Origin of the sequence: Rheinheimera soli (assembly GCF_031457405.1) — a bacterium.
Taxonomy (GTDB): Bacteria; Pseudomonadota; Gammaproteobacteria; order Enterobacterales; family Alteromonadaceae; genus Pararheinheimera; species Pararheinheimera soli_A.
In genome coordinates this window covers 127,842-143,155 of the sequence record NZ_JAVDWR010000004.1, presented here as the reverse complement: position 1 = coordinate 143,155, position 15,314 = coordinate 127,842, and the positions used below count along the sequence as shown (strand labels likewise).

Below are 15,314 nucleotides of genomic sequence, written 5' to 3'. Positions count from 1 at the left end.
ACCAATCAAAAAAAGTAATCCATGTTCAAACCAAACTCAAATAAAGATTAAAGGAGCGAAAAAGTGAGGCAAATCTGCCTCACATCTTTACTGGATCTCAAACAATTCCACATCAAAAATCAGCACTGAACCTGGCGGAATTTTGCCTGCGCTGCGGTTGCCGTAACCCAAGCCTGATGGGATAAAAAAGCGGAATTTATCGCCAACTTTCATCAGTTGTAAACCTTCGGTCCAGCCAGGGATAACGCGGTTTAGTGGGAAAGAGATGGTTTCGTCGCGCTCAACTGATGAGTCGAACACTGAGCCATCGGTAAGCGTGCCGTGGTAATGCACTCGCACTGTGCTGCTGGCGGTTGGGTGGGTTTCGCCATTGCCACTTTGTAAAACCTCATACTGCAGGCCTGAAGCTGTAGTTTTTACACCCTCTTTTTTAGAGTTTTCAGCTAAAAATGCACTGCCTTTTTCATGGTTCAGCAGAGCGGCTTTTTTAGAACTGGCGCTGTTGTAGAAGTAATAAGCGACACAAGCGAGAACTAAAACAATTAAAGCAATTTTCATGGTGAGTCCGGTTAATTAAGCTAGGTAACAGCCATCTTATTGTTAATGTTGGTTTTGGTCAAAGATGAGGTGAAGTTGGATTGTGGGTTGTGGGTTGTGGGTTGTGGGTTGTGGATTGTTGCACTGCCGCTTCGCGGCGAGTGCAAGCTACTACACCTCGATAGAAACCGGCCTTAGGGCAAAAGTCTTCCATTTTTCTTTGTTTCTTTTTGTTTTTCTTTGTTTCTGGCCGCCGCTCTTGAGCCCACTGCTGGCTTTGCCTACAATGGCGCACGTTTTATTTATTACAGGCCAGAGCCATGACAGACACTACCACTCAAGACACAGCAGCACGCCCGGATTTACCGGATCGCCTTTGCACCAACCCACGTAGCCCGCATTATGTAGCGGCCATTTTTGAACACGACGTGGGTATTCGCCTGAATGGCAAACAGCGTTTTGATGTGGAAGAATATTGCATCAGCGAAGGTTGGGTGAAAGTGGCAGCAGCCAAAGCACTGGACCGTCGTGGCCAGCCGTTACTGATGACTTTAAAAGGCAAAGTAGAAGCTTTTTATACCGAGCCTGCTTAAAACCGCAGCTTTGTTGACTGTACAGCTCGCTCAGACTTTCGTGTGGACGCGAGACGGGCAGGGATAAACCCTGCCCCTACGTTTTGCGGCGAGTGCAACCTATAAGGTTTGCGCTAAAACTGCTTGGAGCAGAGCTACATAACAGCCTCACAATAGACACCCTGATGTCCATTTCAGCCAAATTTATGTGTTTTTGGACACCATAATGTCCATTTAACAAAAAACACTAAGCTCCACTGCAGCTCAAAACTCCGCCGTAACCCCAAACATATAAGTGCGGCCGCTGTAGGTGCTGTTGTAGGCTCTGTTGCTGGAGTCGCTGTACAACTCATCGCGCACATTGGTCAGGTTGATGGCTTCAAGGTTTAGTTTGATATGCTGGTTGAGCCGGTAATAGGCTGAAAAATCGAGATGGGTGGTGGCATGATAACCGCGTTCGTCATCGTCAATCGAGCCACTTTCCACTCCTGTGATGTACTTGTCTCTGTAGGCTGTCGCTATGCGTGCTCCCCAACCTTGGGTTTCGTAATACAACGTCAGGTTATAGCTTTGTTTCGACAGGCCCGGAAAAGCTTTTCGCTGATCTTCGCCTGAGTTCTCTACGTTTGGATACAAAGTGGTGCCATCAGCCCAGGTGTAGTTGGCTATGACGCCCAGCTGATCAAAAGGCGCAGGCAGGAAATCCAGATCACGTTGTAGCGCCAGTTCAAAACCCCGGATACTGGATGAGTCTGAGTTTTGCGGCGACGATACATTAAAGATATCGTTGACCGTTTTTCCCGCTGGCAATAAAGAAGCAGGCAGCCCAAGTTCGCTATATAACCTTTGCTGGGTTTTAGTCACAATAAAGTGATCAATGTTTTTGTAAAACACAGCTACAGATGCCAAACCTGCCTGTTCAAAATACCACTCCAGCGCCATATCGAAGTTGTCGGATCCATAGGGTTGCAGCTCTGGGTTACCTGTTGAAATTTGGCCTATATCCTTTTCGCCGAGCGAGGTTTGGCTAACATTGACCGAAAACGCCATAGCGCTTAAAGCCGGGCGAGTCATGTTTTTACTCAGGCCTGTGCGCCAAATCAGGTCGTCAGCGAACTCATAGGCTAAATCCAGGCTGGGTAAATAACCTGAATACCGCCGCTTGATGCCGGTGGGCTGCATTTCAGCAAAACCTTCTGAGCTCATTTGGGTGTCGAAAAAACGCAAGCCAAGGCTGGAGCGTAAAGCCGAACCGGCTAGCTGATAGTCACTGTGGTACAGCAGGTAAACTGCATTGGTTTGTTCTTTTAAATCATAAACCGAGCTGTTGATGGTATTAGCCTCTGTTAACACAAAATCGCTCAGGCCATAAAAACTCTGCACTGTAGCTATATTGCCTTGCAGCCAGCTTTGGCCCGGATGACCGCTGTAAAGCTGCACCCGCTCAGGCGTCAGGCTTAGAATGCCCTGATTGGCTGGTGTAGCACTGTTCAACGGAAAACCACTGGCTTCTTGCTCAAAACCTGAATTGCTGAACTTTTTATGATGCACACCAAAAAGCAGCGCTTTGCTGTCGCTTAAGCGGTAATCAACATTCAGCTTGGCATTGTCGAAGCTGGAATAGATAAAGTTCGATTGAAAAAACAGATCTCTTACTCTGTAGCCTTCGATAGCCGCTACGTCAAAATCCGGCGAATAACTACGTCCATAAAATGCGTCCTGAGTGAAGTCGGTAATGATGTTAGCTTTATGTTTTGCTTCGATATTCAGCTTCAAAAGGCGGGGCTGGCGGTAGTCGGATACACTATGCCCCAGCATAGCCTTGACGCTCAGATCAGCAGTTGCCGCCCATTCTGAGGCTAAGCTGATTTGATCAAACACTGACTCGTTATAATCTTCGCGGTTTTCATTACGCCAGCTGGCATTTTGGTAGCTGGCATACACCACTTCTTTATCTCCTGTCGCGCTTTCACGCCAGAACAGATGATTCACCAGGTTATTATCTTTCACCGCCATATGATGTTCAGACAACTGGTTTTTCAGTGTGCCGTGCATCCAGTCCAGCACCAGACTGAAATCCTGATTGGGTTTGTATTGCAAAGCGCCCGTGATCCCTAAGCGGTTTTGCTCATTTTCCCAGACCGAAAAACGCTGGCCACGCGGAAACCACAATTCGCCTGAATCCAGTAAGCTTTGAAGTTCCGTATTGCTGTTGTCTGTTGCTTGTTTACCGCTTTCGCGCCGCCAACGCGTGGTATTGCTGCCATATTCGTTGGTGGATCGAATGCTGTGCGTGACAGAAACCAAAGCGCCAACATCTGACCAGAGGTGCGAGAACAAGGCAGAAAAACGAGGATCTGTACTTTGGGTGTTGCTGTTGGTGCCCAGCTGAGCAGAAATACTGGTTTTTGCGCCGTCATAATCAAAAGGCTTGGCGGTGTGTAAATCAACAGTGCCAGCTATACCACCCTCTTCCTGATCCGCAGAAAAAGACTTTTTCACATCAATCTGGTTAAACAGCTCAGAGGCAAAAATATTAAAGTCAAAAGCCCTGGTTCTGGACACTGCACCACGCGCATCCATAGGTGAAGATGAAGTGCCTAAAGCTTCCATACCATTCACTTGCACGCGGGTAAAATCAGCACTCAAACCCCGCAAAGAAATTTGCCGGCCTTCGCCCCACTCTCTGTTGATGGTAATACCTGGGATCCGTAGTAATGAATTGGCTAAGTTCAGGGCGGGAAAGTGGGTAATGTCTTCTGCTACCAGAGAATCCTGCCGGACCATGGCTTGGCGTTTTAAAGTTTTAGCCGAGGGTAACAGCGTTGTAGCACAATCCTGTTGTTGCGCTAGTGAGCTGGCGCGTACAGCTATCACTTCTACAGGTGCTGCAGGGGCCTGGCTTGCAGTGACAGCAATTGGCGCTGCTACTTCAGCTTTCACTGTCACAGCTTTGGTTTTAATCAGCCAGCCTTTGGCGCGGGGAATGGCCTCTAAAGGGTGCTGCGCTAACAGCTGGTTTAATAGCTCTGTGGCTGAAAATTCACCCACCACAGCTGGAGCGGCCAGCCCTTCAAGCAGGGCCGGATCGTACACTAACGGCTGATTCACAGTGCGGGCAAATTGTAGCAAAGCAGCGGATAAAGGTTGGGTAGGAAGAGTGTAGAACTGATTCTGCTCAGGCTTCTGCTGTGCAGCACCAGCCCATGCCATAGGGCTTTGGCAACAGCACAGCAGCAAGAAAAACACCAGACAGAGTTCAGGTCGGAACCACACAACCCGCCCCCATTCTTATTGAAGTTGAGAGGGCGATCGGCTGAGCCGGATGCCACTGCTGTTTTGCTCTAGCGTCAAACCATAAGCTTCAGACAATGCCGACAAGGTTTGTTGGGTATTGGCCAGTTCAAAACGGCCAGCAACCCGTAAATTGGCTACCTCAGCACTGGCGCTTACAGGCACCAGAGCGGAACGATTGAGCCGATGCAGCAAATACGCCAAGGTTTCGTTTTCAATTTCAATCCAGCCAGAGCGCCAGTCGACTAGCTGCTGCAAATCCACTTTTTGCACTTCTGATAATTTATGCTGCTGAATACGAATTCGCTCGCCGCTTTTCAGCAGCACGCTTGGGCCAGCAGCAGTGGCTTGCACCTGCACAGCACCTTCGTACACTGTAATATCAATCAAATCAGGGTCGCGGTCAATATTAAATTCGGTGCCTACCGCGACCACACTGGCTTGATCCAGCCGTACTTCAAAAGGCCGTTGTTTGTCTTTGGTCACAGCAAAATAAGCCGCGCCCTGGCCTTGCAGCACCTGACGTTTATCAGCGGTAAAAAATACCGTGAGCTGACTGTCTGGCGCCATATCGACCACTGAGCCATCATCAAGGCCTTGTTGCATGCTATTGGCCTGAGCTGTTTTTAGCTCGTAAGGAGCAGCAGGTGCAAAAAAGTGGCTATCGCCAACATAGAACAGCATCACCAGCACTGAACTGAACGCCATAGCGACAGCAGCCATCTGCAATTTTGGCCGTTGAGGTAAAACACGTTTTAATGGCGAAGGCTGATAGGCCGCCAAAGCTTTAGTTAAAGCCGGGTCCTGCCAGGTTTCAACCATAGACTGCAGCAGCACAGGGTGTCTGGCATCGGCCTCCAGCCAATTACTGAAGCGCCTTTTACTCAGGCTGTCCAGCTCACCACTGGCGAGTTTCTCCACCCAACTGGCGGCTTGCAGATACAAATCCTGCTCTGCCTGTTCTTTTGCATTCAACTTTTCTTGTTCACTCAAAATAGGACTCACAAAACCTGGCTGATAAAACAGTATTTATAAAAGATTGCGCTGATCGATCAGACGCTGAATATCTGCCAGCGCTCTGCTGACATGCTTAGATACTGCATCCTCACTGATTTGCAGTAAAGCCGCAATATCGCTGCGGCTTTTGCCTTCCATCCGGAACAGCACAAAGACTTGTCGCCTTAATGTGGGCATAGCGGCTAAAGCCTGACTAAACAGATCAACGGTTTGCTGCATACTGGCCATTTCTTCCGGGTTAGCACTTTGGCACACCACTTCATCCGGCTCTTCAGCCTGGGCAGGTTTTAACCGCATCAGCATATGGCGGGCCACAGTAAAAGCATAAGCCAGAGGATTCAGAATAGGTCGTTGTTTCGCCTGTTCCAGCACGCGGGCAATAGACTCCTGAAAAATATCAGCGGCATCCGCACTACTGGCATTACGCTCCAGATAACGTGCCAGAGGCGCAGCATTTTTCAGTGCCTGATGCACATCCTGCTCCGGCTTTTCAGCTGTAGACATAAAGCCCCCATGTTTTCACTTAGGGGCAAACCATAACTGATAGATATGACAGTAGGTTGACAAGGATGTCAGAGGACTACCGGGCTATAGATCACCCCCAGCTTATCCAGTTCAGCTTCGGCACGACCATGAAAACCGCTGATTTGCCAGCCAGCAGGAGCCTGATAGCTGGTGCAATTCGACGTCTGACTGCCTCCGGCTAAACTGCGGCCAGCACTGGTTTGCATGCTGGTGTAAAAAATCCGCATAGCGCCATTGCGATTGCCCTGACACAAAAAGACAGACTTCAGGTACTCACCGGCATTCAAGGTTAAGCTGTTCAGCGTACCGCCGTTCCCCCCATGGCTAAAGTTCTGGCCATTGCTCAATTGCAGCCCAACCTGATCCACTCGGGTACCGCTGCGCAACCTGATTTGACTTACTTTGGCCATAGTTGGTAACTGGCTGACGTTGTTAAAAGACAGGCCACCATCACCGCCAAACTGATCGCTCATTTTCCGGTTAACCGGGGTGCTGTAACTCCAGTTCGCTGACACTGGCGGATGGTCGGATAATTTCAGGCCTTGTGGAGTTTCATCATCCTGACGTACCTGATAATCCAGCAAGTTCAGGTTCAGATAACCATTGTCGCGGTACAGTATTTTATCGACAATTTCACAATTGGCCGCACTGATTTTTGGCTCACAAACTAAAGCTTCAGCGCCCAGCGCCGGAATATCACCAGAACGATACAACTCTACCCAGGTATCGCTAAAACCTAAACTCAATAACTCCCTAATATTGTCGCCTGTGCGGGTATAACGGGTGTTGGTATCCCCCATCACTATCACAGCATTCCCCACAGATTGAGTGCTGATGTATTGTTTTAACTGCAAAATATTATTACGGCGGGCGGTTAAATCGGCTGTTGCGACCTGAGCCTGAGCATGCATATTGTAAATATCGACATAAACGCCTTCAGCCAGCCGCACCTGCATCAGTGTAAAACCTTTAGGCGTCAGGCAATCGACGCCATTGCAATGGTTCCATTTCACTCTTTTGAGGCTGCTGAATGGCAAATGGCTCATGCTGTTTAAACCGCTGCCAAAGCCCATGCCGCCAGTAGTAGCAGAACGATAGCTATGGGTATTGCAGGTATCGTATAAAGCGGCGTGGTAGTTAAAATCTTCCTGCACATTAACAATATCAAAGTCATTCACATAACAGCTGATCTGCTCTGTGGCACTTTGCCTGTCACTTTCGGCGCTGGAAAACAGCTCCAGTAAGCCAGCGACATTGTAACTTAAGGTAGTAAAAGTGCCGGACTGCTGAGCCGTAGCAGGTGCTGCTACACAACAACTCAGGCCAACACAAAGCAGTACTGATTTGAAATTCATATCCTTCTCCGCATTTTTTCAGGTTAAAGAGTACTTTCATGAACCGGAAAACTGATGCTGAGCATTTCGCCAGACAACCACTCAACTTTCCTGATATCAAGAGCACTTCAAACCCAATTCCTGACAGAGATTTTATAATTTTTTTCAGCCGCTCCGGTAAAGCTCCGCCTAATTAAGCTTGAGCTATACAACACCAGCATCATTGGCTACTTGTTTTGTAAAACAAGAAAACGCTGACTCAAAGCATTTTACTTTTTTAAACTTGAGCTCTTTGAAAGCGCAATCCAAACAGCAAAAGAGCCGGTGGCCCCTTTGCTATTTGGACTAAAACTGCAGCTTAATTAGTGTTTTGCTGTAGGTATCACGCCCACTCTTTCTATGTTGGCATCTAATAAGTCCATAGCAAACTCCAGCCTCACCAACATGTCTTTATGCTCATGGCCTGTGGCCGCATACTGCCATTGCTCCAAGGCTGTGATACTGACTTTGTCAAAAGTGGCTTGGGGTACTGAACGTACAATACGCACATTACTGACTTTGCCTTCAGCTGAGATATCAAACTTAGCCTGTACATAACCTTCTATTTGTTGTTGTGCTGCCTGAACCGGATACTTAGGCTCAACCCGCATTACAGGTGCTGGCTCATTTTTCGCAGTGGTAGCACTGGCCGCCTGAGCGGGTTGTTGCAACCAAAGGCCAGCCACTAAAACTGCTGCTACTGCTGCTACCAAAGTAGTTTTGCTAAAACCCTGTTGATTTTGTAATTGCTGTAAACGTTGTTTCATTTGTTTTAAATCTCCATAGTGAGTAGTGATCCCCTGCCAGCTGACTGGCGTTGGCTCTGAGTTGCTTAGTAAAGCTTTACCGTAAGCAATTTTGTCGGCTTTGCATGCATTGGCTAACACCAGCGCATCACAAGCTAATTCCTGATCGTGTCTATAGGCGCGATACGCCAGCCAGCACAAAGGGTTAAACCAGAACAGCATCAACAAAGCCAGCGCCAGCAGGTTGCACAACAAATCGCCACGACGCCAGTGTGTCAGTTCATGCTGAATAATCAGTTGCTGTTGAGTGGGCGAAAAACGCTGAAAAAAGTCGGTAGGTAACAGAATTTCTGCTTTAAACAGCCCGCTGATATAAGGCCCCTGCGTTTTGTGGCTTAACAAACAAGGCAGGTCGGATTCCAATTGCACGGATTTGAGATCAACAGATTTGGCCGCTGCTTTTTCTTTATGAAGCTGCAACTGGCTGCGCAGTACAGCAATTGAAAACAGCAGAACTCCACATAGCCACAACCACAGCCACAAAGAGCCAGTACTAAACTGCTGTTCTGCCTGCTGTAAACCCACCTGATACACCTGCATGACTGCCGAAGTGGAGTTGCTGCTTAACTGCAATGGCAGAACAAAACACAGCAGCAATAAAGGTACCAGACACCACAAGGCGTATGAGGTGCGGGCTCCAAGCCGCGTTAACAAATAAGGCCGGAGCACCAGCAACGTCAGCACGACCAACGACAGCGGTAACAGTAACTCCAGCAGCAGACTAATCATTTTTATTCTCCAGCTCCCAACGGGCAATCAACTGCTTCAACTCAGCTATATCCTGCTCTGCCAGTTTGTCATGCTGGGCAAAGCCTGCGACTAAAGGTGCGATGCGGCCTGAAAAAACCCGCTGAATAAAGCTTTGGCTTTCTTTTAACTGATAATCGCTTTGTTGCAATACAGGGCTGTATAAGTAAGCTCTGCCGTCTTTTTCAAAAGACACAGCTCCTTTAGTCACCAGACGGTTCAACAGAGTTTTGACTGTTTTTTCATGCCACTGGCTGGCATCGGCCAAAGCTTCAACCACCTGATTTGCTGTTGCAGGGCTGTGTTGCCACAACACTTTTAACACTTCCAGCTCGGCCTGACTGATATCTTTCATTGCAGCTCACCTATCGATTACAGATGTAATACACAAACTATTACATCTGTAATCGATAAGCGCAAGTACAAAGTTAAAATAATGTGCGGGAAAATGAAGGAGAAGGAGAGCCAGGCTCCCCCTCACTTTGTGTACAAGAAAGACTTAAGGCTGTTGGTCCGACTCTTTATCCTCTGTTGGATAATGATGTAACTCGTCCGGCAGTATATAGCCGTTAAAACTCAAGAGTTGTACAAAGGTTTGCCAAAACTCACGGCTTAACATAAATACCTCCACTGCGTTGCTATGGCCCTTTAAGTATAGCTGCTTAGCCGCAGCAGGCTGCTTTCACCTTGGGTTTTGTACCACAACTGCTGTCAGCGCAAGTTGCCGGAGCGGTTTCCGCTGTTGTCGCACAACAGGAAGAAGCAACAGCTGGCACCACAAAGCCAGTGCTGCATACTCCGGTTTCCGGCAACTTCAGTTCAACCCTTTGTGCCGCCTCCATATCACCAGCCAGAGCCGCCACTATAGAACGTACTTGCTCATAACCCGTTAGCAATAAGAAGGTGGGAGCTCTGCCATAACTTTTAATGCCGGCACTGTAAAAGTTAGTTTCAGGATGGCTCAGCTCCAGATAGCCATGGGGCCGCACAGTGCCACAACTATGCTCGTTTGGATCAATCATAGGTGCCAGTGCTACCGGGCTTTGAGTGGCCGGATCCAGCGCTAAGCGTAGTTCAGACAAAATAGACAAATCCGGTCTGAACCCCGTGTTCACCACCAGTTGATCAATAGCTGGTAACGTCTGCTGAGCCGACGATAACAACAAACCTTCAGCAGAATCAGCAATACGGCGTAAACGGAATTCAGAGTGCAGGCTAATCAGCCCCTGCTGTAACCATTGGCCCACTAATAGCCCTAATGCGCCCCGCTCTTTTAACTGGTCGTTAGCGCCACCCCCTAAAATTTTATCTGGATTGGCTCCCCGGATAGCCCAGTGAATTTGTGTATCCGGGTACTGGCGTTTTAATGCGACCAGTTCCTGCAAACTGTTAAAGGCTGAGTGACCAGCACCTAAGACTAAAACCCGTTGATTGGCATAACGAGCCTGGTCTTTCTGCTGGTTGACAATGCCATAAGAAATCTGTGCCTGATGTTCCAACTCGCCCATAGCGGCTAAACCATGACTGCCTGCCGGGTTAGGGCTTTGATAAGTGCCAGTGCAATCAATAACGGCAGAGGCCATTAGTTCCTGTACTCCACAGGGAGTTTGCACAACCACGACAAAAGGTTGCTCTGCTCTGTGCCGATTTTTCAGCAGATCTGTATCTGACCTGCTGATACTCATCACTTTATGCGACAGGCGCAAATAAGGAGCGATTTGCGGCAAAGCGGCCAGGGGTTCAAGGTAGTTCTGCACCAGCTCAGCCCCCAGAGGGAACTGTTCTTCATTCGGCATGGCCCAGCCTTGTTGGCTTAAAAAAGCCTTGCTGACAGGGTCCAGGTTAAAACGCCAGGGCGAAAACATTTTGACATGACCCCAGTGCCTGATATTGGCCGCTACTTGATCAGCGGCCTCCAGCACTAAAAAGGACAAGCCACGTTGTGCCAGCTGAGCGGCGGCAGCTAAGCCGACAGGGCCAGCGCCTAATACCACTACAGGATAAAGCGAAATTAAGTCTTGAGTTTTCATTGCTGTTCTCCGTTTTGATTGGTTGGGATCAGGTATTCAACAACGGCTACATCCAGCCACTGCCCTTTGAGCTGTGCATGTTTTTCGTAAATACCCACCTCGCGAAAACCAGCTTTTTGGCATAAAGCACGGCTGGCTTTGTTAAAGGTGAAAATTCGGGATAATACTTTCCAAAAGCCTTGTTGCTGTGCTTGTTGCAGTAAGGCCTGCAGCAGTGGCAAACCATAGCCTTTGCCCTGCACTGTGGGGTCAAGGTAGATAGAAAATTCGGCAATACCCCGGTAACAGTCGCGACTGCGGTAGGGGCTCAGAGCCGCAAAGCCAGTGACTCTCCCCTGCTGCTCCAGCACCAGTACAGGGTACTGATCAAGCTGTTCCAGCCAGCTTTGCAGATCAGCTTCGGTACGCAGTCGGGTTTCAAAGGTTGCATTGCCGGAGCCAATGCCCTGATTGTAAATCTGGCAAATCGCCGGAAGATCTGCTGCTTGTAGTAAACGGATCTGCATACTCAACTCCTTTAGCATCTACTTGTTAAAATCAACTATTGTTAGTAACAACTAATTGTTTAAAATTTTTAGTCTGAACAGAGTCTGGTGCCACAGCTATTTGTGGCTCTTTGCTTCACTTGTGCGGTTAAAGCTCTAATCACTTCAATACTGGCTTGTCGCGTTTCCGGACTTAAATGGGCAATCAGTTGCTGCTCCTGCGCTATCAGCTCAGCACGGATTTGCTGATACAAAGCCACACCTTTATCAGTCACAGTTAAGGCCACAGCACGTCTGTCATTGATATCGGCAATACGGGTGACATACCCTTTTTTCACCAGACTATCCACGACCCTGCTGCTGGTACTTTTGTCCAGCAACATCAGCTCTGCTAACTGCTGCAAACGTAAAGAGCCATGTTCTGCCAAAAACTCCAGCGCATAACACTGAGTGACGGACACATCATGACAACAGATCAGATCACGGTCACGAAACTGATAAAAACGCACCAACTGGTTTACTGCTTCGTATAAAGCTGTTGCATCTTGTTGCAGTTGCAGATCTTGTTGTGGCATCAGTAAAAAACTCATTTGTTGTTAGTTGCAACCAATATAAAAGCCAATTGACGAAAGATCAAGCTTAATTTGTTGTTAGTTGCAACTAAATACATTAATCCTTTGTTTAGTGCCGTTCGTCAGGGTTTTATTTATAACGCCACTGGCCTATGCTAGCGTCAACTTATTGCTTTGACTGACCAAACGCGAGTGTGTATGAAATTTAGTTTTTCAGCCCTGATTATGATGGTGGCGGCAGGAGCTGCCAAGGCAGCTACTGAACCTTTAACAGCCCAGCATTTATGGCAGGTTGCCAGACCCGGCGCTTTAACTTTATCTCCAAATGGCCAACAACTGGCCCTGACAGTCACCCGTTATGATCTGGCGACAGATAAAGGCGATGCCGATATTCATATTCTGGATCTCCGTACCCAGCAACTGACCGCCTTAACCCAGCACCCGGATTCGGACAGTGCACCAGCCTGGAGCCCGGATGGTCGCCAGCTTGTGTTTTTATCCAAACGCGGCAATGAACATAATCAACTGTTTTTATTGCCTTTAACTGGCGGTGAAGCCAAAGCTTTAACTAAGTTACCTGTGGCTGTACAGCAGCCAAAATGGTTTCCGGACGGCCAGCGTATTTTGTTTCTGGCCAATGTGCCTAAAGGTTTTAATGGTGATTTTGCGGCTTTAGCCGAACAACTGAAACAACGAAAAGACAATAAAGTAACAGCCAAAGTGACGGAAAACAGAGTCTACCGGCACTGGGATCGCTGGTTAACCGACGACAGTTATCCGCATTTATTCAGTATCAATATTCATACAGGTGAAATTGCTGATTTAACCCCAGGCTGGGATCGCTGGTTTAGCTTAAATGGCGATGCTGAATTTGATATCTCGATGGATGGCCGTCAGATTGCCGTCAGTGCAGTGACCAGTGCGCCGCCTTTTGATCAAATTAATCACGATATTTTGATTGTTAAAACCGACGGCTCAGGTGAGTTTGTTAATATCACTGCTGATAACCCGGCCAGTGATAACAATCCTAAATTCAGCCCGGACGGTAAAAGCCTGGTCTATGGCGCCCAGCGCAGCACCTTTTTTACCGCAGATAATAACCAACTGATCCGTTTTGATTTTAAACCTCAACAAAAAACCAATTTAACCAAAGACTGGGATATTTCGGTAGATGACTGGGAATTTGGTCCAAACGGCACTTTGTATTTCCGCGCTGCAGACAAAGCAAAATCAGCGCTGTACAGCATGCCGCTGGCTGGTGGTCAGGTGCAGCAACTGTTGCGTCAGGCTGATATCAGTCAGCTGCAAGTGGGTCAACAGCAGCAGCTGTACATGGTGCAACACAACATGAACCAGATGCCGGAAGTCTATAGTCTGGATAACAAAGGCCGTACTTTAAAACAGCTCAGCAGGTTAAATCAGGAACTGCAGCAAAGCATCCATTGGGGTAAAACCGAAGATATCAGCTTTGCCGGAGCCGATGGCAAAATGGTGCAGGCTTACATTACCTATCCGCCCAACTTTGATGCTAGCAAAAAATGGCCTTTGCTGAACGTATTACACGGCGGACCACACAGTTACTCAGGCGACAGCTTTAGTTACCGCTGGAACTCACAGGTATTTGCTGCTGCTGGTTATGTGGTGATCCAACCCAACTTCCACGGTTCAACCAGCTTTGGTCAGGCTTTTGCTGAGTCTATTCATGGCGAACACCCAACTAAACCTTTTCTGGACAGTGAAGCCGCTGTGGATTATATGATTTCGCGTGGTTTTATTGACGCCACCCGTTTAGCTGCAGCAGGCGGCAGTTATGGTGGTTATCTGGTTAGCTGGATTGCAGGTCATACCGAACGCTATAAAGCGCTGATTAACCATGCAGGTGTGTATAACCTGATGGGCCAGTTTGCTTCAGATGGCACATCACACCGGGTGCATGCTTATGGTGGCGCGCCCTGGAGTGGGCTGGACACTATGTTGCAGTGGAGCCCGGCTATGTTTGCCGATAAGTTTGTCACCCCAATGCTGATTATGCATGGTGAGCAAGACTACCGCGTGCCTGTGACTCAGGGGCTGGAAATTTATGGCGTCTACAAAGGCAAAGGTCTGGATGCGCGTTTGGTGTATTTCCCGAATGAAAACCACTGGATTTTAAAACCCAACAACTCCATTTTCTGGTTTAACGAATTCACCAGTTGGTTAAAGCGTTATGTACCTGCTGGTCCAACAGATTGAGTTCAACTGCTTTAACCTCGCTTTATCAGCAACAGGTCCAGCAGGGCCTGTTGTTGTATGACGAGCCACAATATCAGGCGGTATTAGCACTGCAGCAGATTGCCGATCAGTTAGTTTGTGGCATGCCAACTTTGGGTTTATATCTGCATGGCCCTGTAGGTCGTGGCAAAACCATGCTGATGGATTTGTTTTATCAGCAGTTGCCTGTGGATGGCAAAATCCGGCTGCATTTTCATCATTTTATGGCGCGGGTGCATCAGGAATTAAAACAGCATCAGGGCGAAGCCGACCCCTTATTGCAGATAGCCCGGGATTGGGCGCTGCAGTACAAAGTGCTGTGTTTTGACGAGTTTTTTGTCAACGACATAGGAGATGCCATGCTATTGGGCACCTTATGGCGTTATTTGTTTCAATGCGGAGTAGTGCTGGTCACCACTTCTAATGCAGTACCGGAAGATCTGTATAAAAACGGTCTGCAACGTCAGCGCTTTTTACCCACTATTGATTTGCTGCGCCAACACTGCCGGGTTTTAGCACTGGATAACGGTGTAGATTACCGCCGCTTAAAACAAAGCCCGATGCGGTATTACCAGCAAGCTGGTACTGAAGCTGAGCTAAAACAGCAAGCAGAGCAGCTGTTTGGTAAAGTACAGCCCCTGCCCGATTTTGAACTCTTGGGTCGGAGTTTTCCGGCCTTGTGGAGTAACGAACAAATCATAGCTTTTGATTTTATGGCGCTCTGCTCCGGGCCACGTAGTCAGCTGGATTATATGCAGCTGGCAAGCCGTTACCAAGCCATAGCAGTGTTTGATGTACCGCAATTCAGCGCTGTGTCAGACACTGCCATTTTGCATGGTGTGGAAGACAGCTATCAGCGCGAGCATCAGGATATGTATATCAGTAAACTGGACAACGAAGCCCGGCGTTTTATAGCTTTAGTGGATGAATGTTATGACAGAGGCTGCTTGTTACTGCTGACCTCTGCTGTGGCTATTTCCGACTTGTATCAGGCGAAACAGCTGGAGTTTGCTTTTGCCCGCTGTGAGTCACGTTTATATGAAATGCAGCAGTGGCAAGCTGCTGCGGCTGGCCAAAGCCAAACCGCAGAAGCTGCATTTTCATAG

Annotated in this window: 13 protein-coding genes; 3 read left to right on the top strand and 10 right to left on the bottom strand. The window is 48.2% G+C overall.

Annotated features, from left to right (window positions below):
* Positions 1–87: 87 nt before the first annotated feature.
* Positions 88–558: a BamJ family beta-barrel-assembly machinery protein gene (locus J2W69_RS08685; protein ID WP_310276816.1), complete on the bottom strand. Its 471-nt coding sequence runs from the start codon at positions 556–558 to the stop codon at positions 88–90.
* Positions 559–857: 299 nt separating this feature from the next.
* On the opposite strand from J2W69_RS08685, the gene J2W69_RS08680 reads away from it, so the two are divergent.
* On the top strand, positions 858–1,130 hold the full coding sequence (locus tag J2W69_RS08680; protein WP_008899910.1) for a DUF3297 family protein: 273 nt from the start codon (positions 858–860) through the stop codon (positions 1,128–1,130).
* A gap of 243 nt (positions 1,131–1,373) precedes the next feature.
* On the opposite strand, the gene J2W69_RS08675 is transcribed toward J2W69_RS08680, so the two are convergent.
* The 9 genes from J2W69_RS08675 to J2W69_RS08635 form a co-directional block, all read right to left on the bottom strand.
* The gene (locus J2W69_RS08675; protein WP_310276811.1) at positions 1,374–4,385 is read right to left on the bottom strand and encodes a TonB-dependent receptor; all 3,012 of its coding nucleotides are present in this window, start codon (positions 4,383–4,385) and stop codon (positions 1,374–1,376) included.
* Positions 4,386–4,400: 15 nt separating this feature from the next.
* Positions 4,401–5,408 carry a FecR family protein gene (locus J2W69_RS08670; protein WP_310276808.1) on the bottom strand — a complete coding sequence of 336 codons (1,008 nt, stop codon included), beginning with the start codon at positions 5,406–5,408 and terminating at the stop codon, positions 4,401–4,403.
* A 24-nt stretch (positions 5,409–5,432) separates the two neighbouring features.
* A complete protein-coding gene (locus J2W69_RS08665; RefSeq protein WP_310276805.1) occupies positions 5,433–5,924 on the bottom strand; it encodes an RNA polymerase sigma factor in 492 nt (163 codons plus the stop codon).
* Positions 5,925–5,992: 68 nt separating this feature from the next.
* Positions 5,993–7,300, bottom strand: coding sequence for a jacalin-like lectin (locus J2W69_RS08660; protein WP_310276802.1), 1,308 nt, complete (start codon positions 7,298–7,300; stop codon positions 5,993–5,995).
* A 341-nt stretch (positions 7,301–7,641) separates the two neighbouring features.
* A complete protein-coding gene (locus J2W69_RS08655) occupies positions 7,642–8,853 on the bottom strand; it encodes a TonB family protein (RefSeq protein ID WP_310276799.1) in 1,212 nt (403 codons plus the stop codon).
* A complete protein-coding gene (locus J2W69_RS08650; RefSeq protein ID WP_310276796.1) occupies positions 8,846–9,226 on the bottom strand; it encodes a BlaI/MecI/CopY family transcriptional regulator in 381 nt (126 codons plus the stop codon). Before J2W69_RS08650 ends, J2W69_RS08655 begins: the two co-directional genes overlap by 8 nt.
* Positions 9,227–9,533: 307 nt before the next feature.
* Positions 9,534–10,901 (bottom strand): FAD-dependent oxidoreductase, encoded by a 1,368-nt coding sequence (locus J2W69_RS08645; RefSeq protein ID WP_310276793.1) that lies wholly within the window; start codon positions 10,899–10,901, stop codon positions 9,534–9,536.
* Positions 10,898–11,407 carry an arsinothricin resistance N-acetyltransferase ArsN1 family A gene (locus tag J2W69_RS08640; protein ID WP_310276790.1) on the bottom strand — a complete coding sequence of 170 codons (510 nt, stop codon included), beginning with the start codon at positions 11,405–11,407 and terminating at the stop codon, positions 10,898–10,900. Before J2W69_RS08640 ends, J2W69_RS08645 begins: the two co-directional genes overlap by 4 nt.
* Positions 11,408–11,475: 68 nt before the next feature.
* A complete protein-coding gene (locus tag J2W69_RS08635; protein ID WP_310276787.1) occupies positions 11,476–11,961 on the bottom strand; it encodes a MarR family winged helix-turn-helix transcriptional regulator in 486 nt (161 codons plus the stop codon).
* 195 nt (positions 11,962–12,156) lie between these two features.
* Here J2W69_RS08635 and J2W69_RS08630 point away from each other — a divergent pair, with 195 nt between their 5' ends.
* Both J2W69_RS08630 and zapE read left to right on the top strand, forming a co-directional pair.
* Complete coding sequence (locus J2W69_RS08630; RefSeq protein WP_310276784.1) at positions 12,157–14,190, top strand: S9 family peptidase; 2,034 nt, start codon at positions 12,157–12,159, stop codon at positions 14,188–14,190.
* Positions 14,187–15,314: a cell division protein ZapE gene (gene zapE, locus J2W69_RS08625; protein ID WP_310276781.1), complete on the top strand. Its 1,128-nt coding sequence runs from the start codon at positions 14,187–14,189 to the stop codon at positions 15,312–15,314. The genes J2W69_RS08630 and zapE overlap by 4 nt, the downstream gene beginning before the upstream one ends.

Coding starts and splice junctions, on each gene's coding strand:
- J2W69_RS08685 (WP_310276816.1), bottom strand. CDS start 558: ATGAAAATTGCTTTAATTGTTTTAGTTCTCGCTTGTGTCGCTTATTAC.
- J2W69_RS08680 (WP_008899910.1), top strand. CDS start 858: ATGACAGACACTACCACTCAAGACACAGCAGCACGCCCGGATTTACCG.
- J2W69_RS08665 (WP_310276805.1), bottom strand. CDS start 5,924: ATGTCTACAGCTGAAAAGCCGGAGCAGGATGTGCATCAGGCACTGAAA.
- J2W69_RS08660 (WP_310276802.1), bottom strand. CDS start 7,300: ATGAATTTCAAATCAGTACTGCTTTGTGTTGGCCTGAGTTGTTGTGTA.
- J2W69_RS08655 (WP_310276799.1), bottom strand. CDS start 8,853: ATGATTAGTCTGCTGCTGGAGTTACTGTTACCGCTGTCGTTGGTCGTG.
- J2W69_RS08650 (WP_310276796.1), bottom strand. CDS start 9,226: ATGAAAGATATCAGTCAGGCCGAGCTGGAAGTGTTAAAAGTGTTGTGG.
- J2W69_RS08645 (WP_310276793.1), bottom strand. CDS start 10,901: ATGAAAACTCAAGACTTAATTTCGCTTTATCCTGTAGTGGTATTAGGC.
- J2W69_RS08640 (WP_310276790.1), bottom strand. CDS start 11,407: ATGCAGATCCGTTTACTACAAGCAGCAGATCTTCCGGCGATTTGCCAG.
- J2W69_RS08635 (WP_310276787.1), bottom strand. CDS start 11,961: ATGCCACAACAAGATCTGCAACTGCAACAAGATGCAACAGCTTTATAC.
- J2W69_RS08630 (WP_310276784.1), top strand. CDS start 12,157: ATGAAATTTAGTTTTTCAGCCCTGATTATGATGGTGGCGGCAGGAGCT.